General features: G+C 53.3%; 7 protein-coding genes. All 7 read left to right on the plus strand.

The features are described 5' to 3' along the window. Positions 1–639 (plus strand): ABC-2 transporter permease (locus AC5OW4_RS14300; protein ID WP_493677130.1); only part of this gene is annotated, 639 nt, incomplete at its 5' end. Between the two features lie 24 nt (positions 640–663). Next, entirely contained in the window at positions 664–1,473 is an 810-nt protein-coding gene (locus AC5OW4_RS14305; RefSeq protein WP_072684337.1) for a PHP domain-containing protein, read from the plus strand. Between the two features lie 148 nt (positions 1,474–1,621). Further along, a complete protein-coding gene (locus tag AC5OW4_RS14310; protein WP_072684338.1) occupies positions 1,622–1,906 on the plus strand; it encodes a DUF1905 domain-containing protein in 285 nt (94 codons plus the stop codon). Between the two features lie 99 nt (positions 1,907–2,005). Beyond that, complete coding sequence (lspA, locus tag AC5OW4_RS14315) at positions 2,006–2,470, plus strand: signal peptidase II (RefSeq protein ID WP_072684339.1); 465 nt, start codon at positions 2,006–2,008, stop codon at positions 2,468–2,470. Continuing rightward, positions 2,470–3,393: an RluA family pseudouridine synthase gene (locus AC5OW4_RS14320; RefSeq protein WP_195548443.1), complete on the plus strand. Its 924-nt coding sequence runs from the start codon at positions 2,470–2,472 to the stop codon at positions 3,391–3,393. The genes lspA and AC5OW4_RS14320 overlap by 1 nt, the downstream gene beginning before the upstream one ends. Then, complete coding sequence (locus AC5OW4_RS14325; RefSeq protein ID WP_072684341.1) at positions 3,390–4,664, plus strand: rhomboid family intramembrane serine protease; 1,275 nt, start codon at positions 3,390–3,392, stop codon at positions 4,662–4,664. The genes AC5OW4_RS14320 and AC5OW4_RS14325 overlap by 4 nt, the downstream gene beginning before the upstream one ends. A gap of 13 nt (positions 4,665–4,677) precedes the next feature. Continuing rightward, complete coding sequence (locus AC5OW4_RS14330) at positions 4,678–5,160, plus strand: deoxycytidylate deaminase (RefSeq protein ID WP_072684342.1); 483 nt, start codon at positions 4,678–4,680, stop codon at positions 5,158–5,160. The last annotated feature ends 147 nt before the right edge of the window (positions 5,161–5,307 follow it).

Here is a 5,307-nt window from a genome sequence, read left to right on the forward strand (position 1 = left end):
ACTCTTTCCCTACACGACGCTCTTCCGATCTTCTTTGTCGTCTCTGAATTTGTCCGTGTGCTCTCGCTGATGGCGATTGTCTTCATCGCTTCGATGATGGCGATCGACGGTTTTTCTGTCATCGGCGCGATGATTTCGCTGCTCGTCGTGTCGCTGGTCATCTCCTCGTTCAGCTACGATGATCTGGCGCATTGGGACAGCTTTGCCGCGACGCTGCCGATCAGCCACAAAAAGCTGGTCGCTTCCAAATATCTGTTTCTGCTTCTGCTGGGCGTGCTGGCGATTGGGGTTAACGGGTTGTTGTCCTTGTTTTTAGTTGCGATGCAGCCGGAAGTCAGTTTTGCCGAACAATTTGTCACCGGAATTCTGATTTCAATGACGGCGTGTGTGATCGACTTCGTCTTAATCCCGATGATTTATAAATTCGGCGCGGAAAAAAGCCGAATGATGATGATGATGGTGATCGTCGTGATCTTCGGAGTCTGCTACGGCGGGGCAGCGTTGCTGGAAATGGTGAATCTCAGTACAGACTGGATCACACTGCCGGTGATGATCGGCGGAGTTGCCGCGGCGTTTCTTGGCAGCCTGTTGATTTCCTGGACCTGCTCTGTTAAAATCGTAGAAAAGAAAGAATATTAAGAACTTTGGCAGGAGGCGGTCAGAATGCAAAAAATTGATGGGCACGTGCATTTGGAACACGGACCTTTGAGTGTGGCGTATGTTGAACAATTTGTCGCGGCCGCGCAGAAAGCCGGGCTGGATTGTCTGCAAATCTTGGATCACACCCATCGCTTCCGCGAATTCCGTCCGGCCTATCAAAGCGTAATCGACGCTGATCCGCTGCAGGCGCAATGGCTGAGCGGAAAAGGAAAATTCAAAGATTCTTTAACAGAATATCTGGAGTTGGTCCGGCAGATGAAGCAGCACGTCTGGCCGCTGGAGGTTCGGTTTGGTCTGGAGGTCTGCTACACGCCGGAAAGCGAGTTGTTCTTACGGGAGATCTGCCGGGGATTGCCGCTGGATTTTCTGGTGGGCAGCGTTCATTCGATTGACGGTTTGTTGTACGATATGCCGTTTTCCCAGCCGCTGCTGTGGCAGAAATATGCGCATCAGGTGATCGTTGACCGCTATCTGGATTGTGTGCTGCAGTCTGTGCAAAGCGGATTATTCGATCAGATCGGCCATCCGGATACCGTGAAAATGGCGGCCTGGGATGTGACGATGGATCCGGCGCGAATCCGTGAGATCGCTGAGGAAGCGCAGCTGCGGGGGATCGTGCTGGAATGCAATACCGGCTGTCATTGGCGCTACGCGCATTCAGATCTTGGCTTGTCCGATACCTGGCTGGAAATTCTGGCCGAGGCAGGCAACCGTGTCATAACGGCCAGCGACGCCCATGATCCGGAAGATGTTAACCGTGATCTGGAACAGGCACGGGCCCGGCTGGTTCAGTTTGGCGTGCGCTGCGCTTAGGCTGGCTTCCATCCTGTTTTGACATGAAGTGAAATCAAGAAAACCGCTGACCAGCGGTTTTCTTGCATTGCGGATTTTCTGGATTCTGCGGCTTCCTCCGGCTGATCTGTGTAATTGAGAACCAGACTAAGAAGCAGGAGGTTTTTAAATGAATCCGAAAATTTATGAGTTTGACGCTGTCATCCGGAAGGTTGAAGGGCTGGATGGGGCGTATATTGAATTTCCCTGGGATGTGCGGACTGAATTCGGCCGCGGCCGGGCCGCGGTTTCAGCCGAGTTTGACGGTGTCCCGTACTCGGGCAGTCTGGTGCGGATGGGCACGCCCGGACACATTCTCGGCGTGCGCAAGGACATCCGCGCTCAGATCGGCAAACAACCCGGTGATTGGGTGCATGTGCGGCTGTGGGAGCGGACAGTTGAAAAAAAGCGCTGAATCCATTTAAAAAAACACAACAAAGGCACGCAAGTGTAGGCTTTGAAAAACATATCGGCGTATGGTACAATACTAGCGTTATAGAAAATGGTGGAAGTTATGAAAGTAAAAGAAATTGTCTTGCTGGCAGGGGTGCTGGCGCTGGATATGCTGACGAAGTTCTGGGTGCAGTCGACGATGACGCTCGGCCAGAGCATTCCGGTCATCCGCGGTTTTTTCAATATTACCTACGCGCAGAATACCGGTGCGGCCTGGAGTCTGCTCGAAGGGAAGATGATGTTTTTCTACATCATCACTGCCGTTGCTGTCGTTGGCTTCTCCTGGTATTTATGGAAGACGGACAAGAAAGAGACATGGACGCGGATGGCAACGGTGCTGGTGATCGGCGGCGCGCTGGGCAATCTGATCGACCGCGTGGCGTTTCACTATGTTCGGGATTTCCTTGATTTTATTATCTTCGGATATGATTTTCCGATTTTTAATGTGGCGGACATGGCGCTGTGCGTCGGCGTCGGATTGCTGATTCTGATCACGCTGATCCAGCCGGAAGGAGAGAAACACTAATGGAAACACGCATTTTGATCGTTGAGGAACAAGACCAGGGCGTGCGCCTGGATAAATACTTGAGCACAGCGATGGACGATTGTTCGCGCAGCCGCGCTCAGCAGCTGATCGACCAGGAAGCTGTGCGGATCGACGACCTGCCAGTCAAAAACAGCTATAAAGTGAAAGCCGGGGATGAGATCGAGGTCACGCTGCCGGATGAGGAAGCGCTGGAAGCGCAGCCGCAGGAAATGGCGCTGGACGTCGTGTATGAGGATCACGACGTGATCGTCATCAACAAGCCAAAGGGCTTAGTCGTCCATCCGGGACCAGGCAATCCGGATCATACGCTGGTCAACGGTCTGCTTTGGCACTGCCATGATCTTTCGGGGATCAACGGCGTGCTGCGGCCGGGGATTGTGCATCGGATCGACAAGGATACCAGCGGGCTGATCGTCGCCTGCAAGAATGACAATGCGCATCAGTCGCTGGCGCAGCAGCTGGCGGAAAAGACCGCCGGCCGGCAATATTATGCGCTGGTGCACGGCGTGATCAATCACGAATACGGAACGATCGACGCGCCGATCGGACGGGATGAAAAGGATCGTCAGAAAATGGCGGTCACGGAGAAAAACTCCCGGCCGGCCATTACGCATTTCAAGGTTGTGGAGCGGTTTGACAATTACACGTTGGTCAGCTGCCGTCTGGAAACCGGGCGCACGCATCAGATTCGCGTGCACATGAAGTATATTGGCTTTCCGATCGTCGGCGATCCGAAGTATTCGCTGCGCAAGACGCTGCCGACGCAGGGCCAGATGCTCCATGCTTACCAGCTGTCGTTTACCCATCCTTCCACCGGCGAGCGGATGACGTTTGAAGCGCCGCTGCCGCCGGAATTTGAAGCGCTGTTAACACAGCTGCGCCAGGAGAGGAGCGGGCTATGAATTGTACTGAAAAAGACGTGCAGTTGCTGCAGCTGGCGTATTACTTTATATCCGTCTGCCAATATCAGTTTATCTCTCTGCGCGAGGCGCAGGACGAGATCTGGCTGGGGAATCCCAAGCATCCGGAATACCCGGTCATCCGGCTGTCGCAAACCCGTTTGAGCACGGTGTTTTTCGATAAGACGCGGATTTTGAAGATCCATCAGTCGATCCGGAATTTATTCCGCCGAAACTGTGATCTGCTGGATATTCATATCAGCGACGAAGCGGTGCAGGATCAGGAGGAACAAATCGATCTGGTGACGATTTCGCCGCAGACGGTATCCGATCCGCAGCTGACGGCAGTCTTCCCGGGTCTGGACCACGCGGTTCAGCCGATCCAGGATCCGCAGCAGGAATACAATAAGATCACCCAGAAGCTGGCCGAGCTGCAGCGGCAGCGTGCGCAAAGTCCGCAGACAAAATCACCGCTGACGCCGCCGAAAGCGACGATGATTCTGATGGGCATCTGCCTTGTCATTTATTTGTTAAGCGTGGTGTTCTCCTGGATGTTCAGGGAATTGGGCGGCTCAGGGGAAGTGAGTGTTTCCGTCGCGATTTTGTTAGGCGGCTACTATAAAGCGTTTGTCGTCGGTGCGCATGAGTACTGGCGCTGGCTGACGAGCGCGTTCGTCCACGTCGATCTGTGGCATCTGTTGATGAACATGATGGCGCTTTACAACATGGGCATGCTTTGTGAAAAGCTGATGGGCGTGCGGAATTATCTGATCATTCTGTTCGGTTCGATTTTATTCGGCTCGGCGTTTGTCTTCTTAGGCAGCGGCAACGTTGTGGCGATGGGCATCAGCGGCGGACTGTACGGTCTGTTGGCGGCGTTTCTGGTATACGGCATACAGACGCGGATTCTGTTTCAGCCGCAGCTGCGGACGCAGTTCCTTTTGATCCTGATGATCAACCTGATGATCAGTCTGATGCCGGGCGTTTCGCTGGCCGCGCATTTCGGCGGCTTTGTCGGCGGCTTGTTGATCAGCGTCGTGCTGACTCGCAATGATTCGTGGGCGCAGCTGCGTAAGAATACGATGGTGGCGCTGTGCGTAGCGGTTGTGTTCCTCGGCCTGAAGACAGTTCAGCCGCAGGCCCGTGAGCTGGATACGATCTATCCTGGAACGGATCGGATGGTCGTGGAGATGCTGAAAGATCTGCATCTGGACTTCTACGGCGATCATTTAAGCAGGAAGATGGTCGAAACTTACGTGGGATCGTCACTTTAGGAGGAAATGAACGATGAAGCGAGAACATGTTTTAAGCTGGGACGAGTATTTCATGGGCCTGGCGCATCTGTCGGCGATGCGGTCCAAGGATCCTTCAACGCAGGTCGGCGCGGTCATCGTCGATCAGGAGCACAAGGTGGTCGGAATCGGTTATAACGGTCTGCCGATCGGCTGTTCCGACGATGAATTTCCATGGGATCGGGAAGGCGGTATGCTGGAAACGAAGTACGCATTCGTCGTTCATGCCGAATTGAACGCGATTCTCAACAGTACGCGTAATCTGCACGGCTGCACGCTGTATGTGTCACTGTTTCCCTGCAATGAGTGCGCCAAGGCGATCATCCAGAGCGGAATCCGGAAAATCGTCTATGAAGACGATAAATATGCGACGGCAGATAACGTCATCGCTTCTAAAAAGATGCTCAACGCGGCGGGCGTGGAACTGGTGCGGTTGGGGAAACGCGTGCGGTTAAACGTCGAAGTGATTTCCGACTAAACTTGAAAAACGAGAAATCTGAGGTTATAAGCGGACAAAAGAGCTTGTTGTTCGCTTTTTTTGTGTTAAGAAGAGTCTTCATTCTGTGAAAAAATGATGAAAAATGAAGAAATAGCGGGGCTTTTCGCAAAAAAGCGCAATAGGTAT

It is taken from the genome of Holdemania sp., from assembly GCF_986127675.1.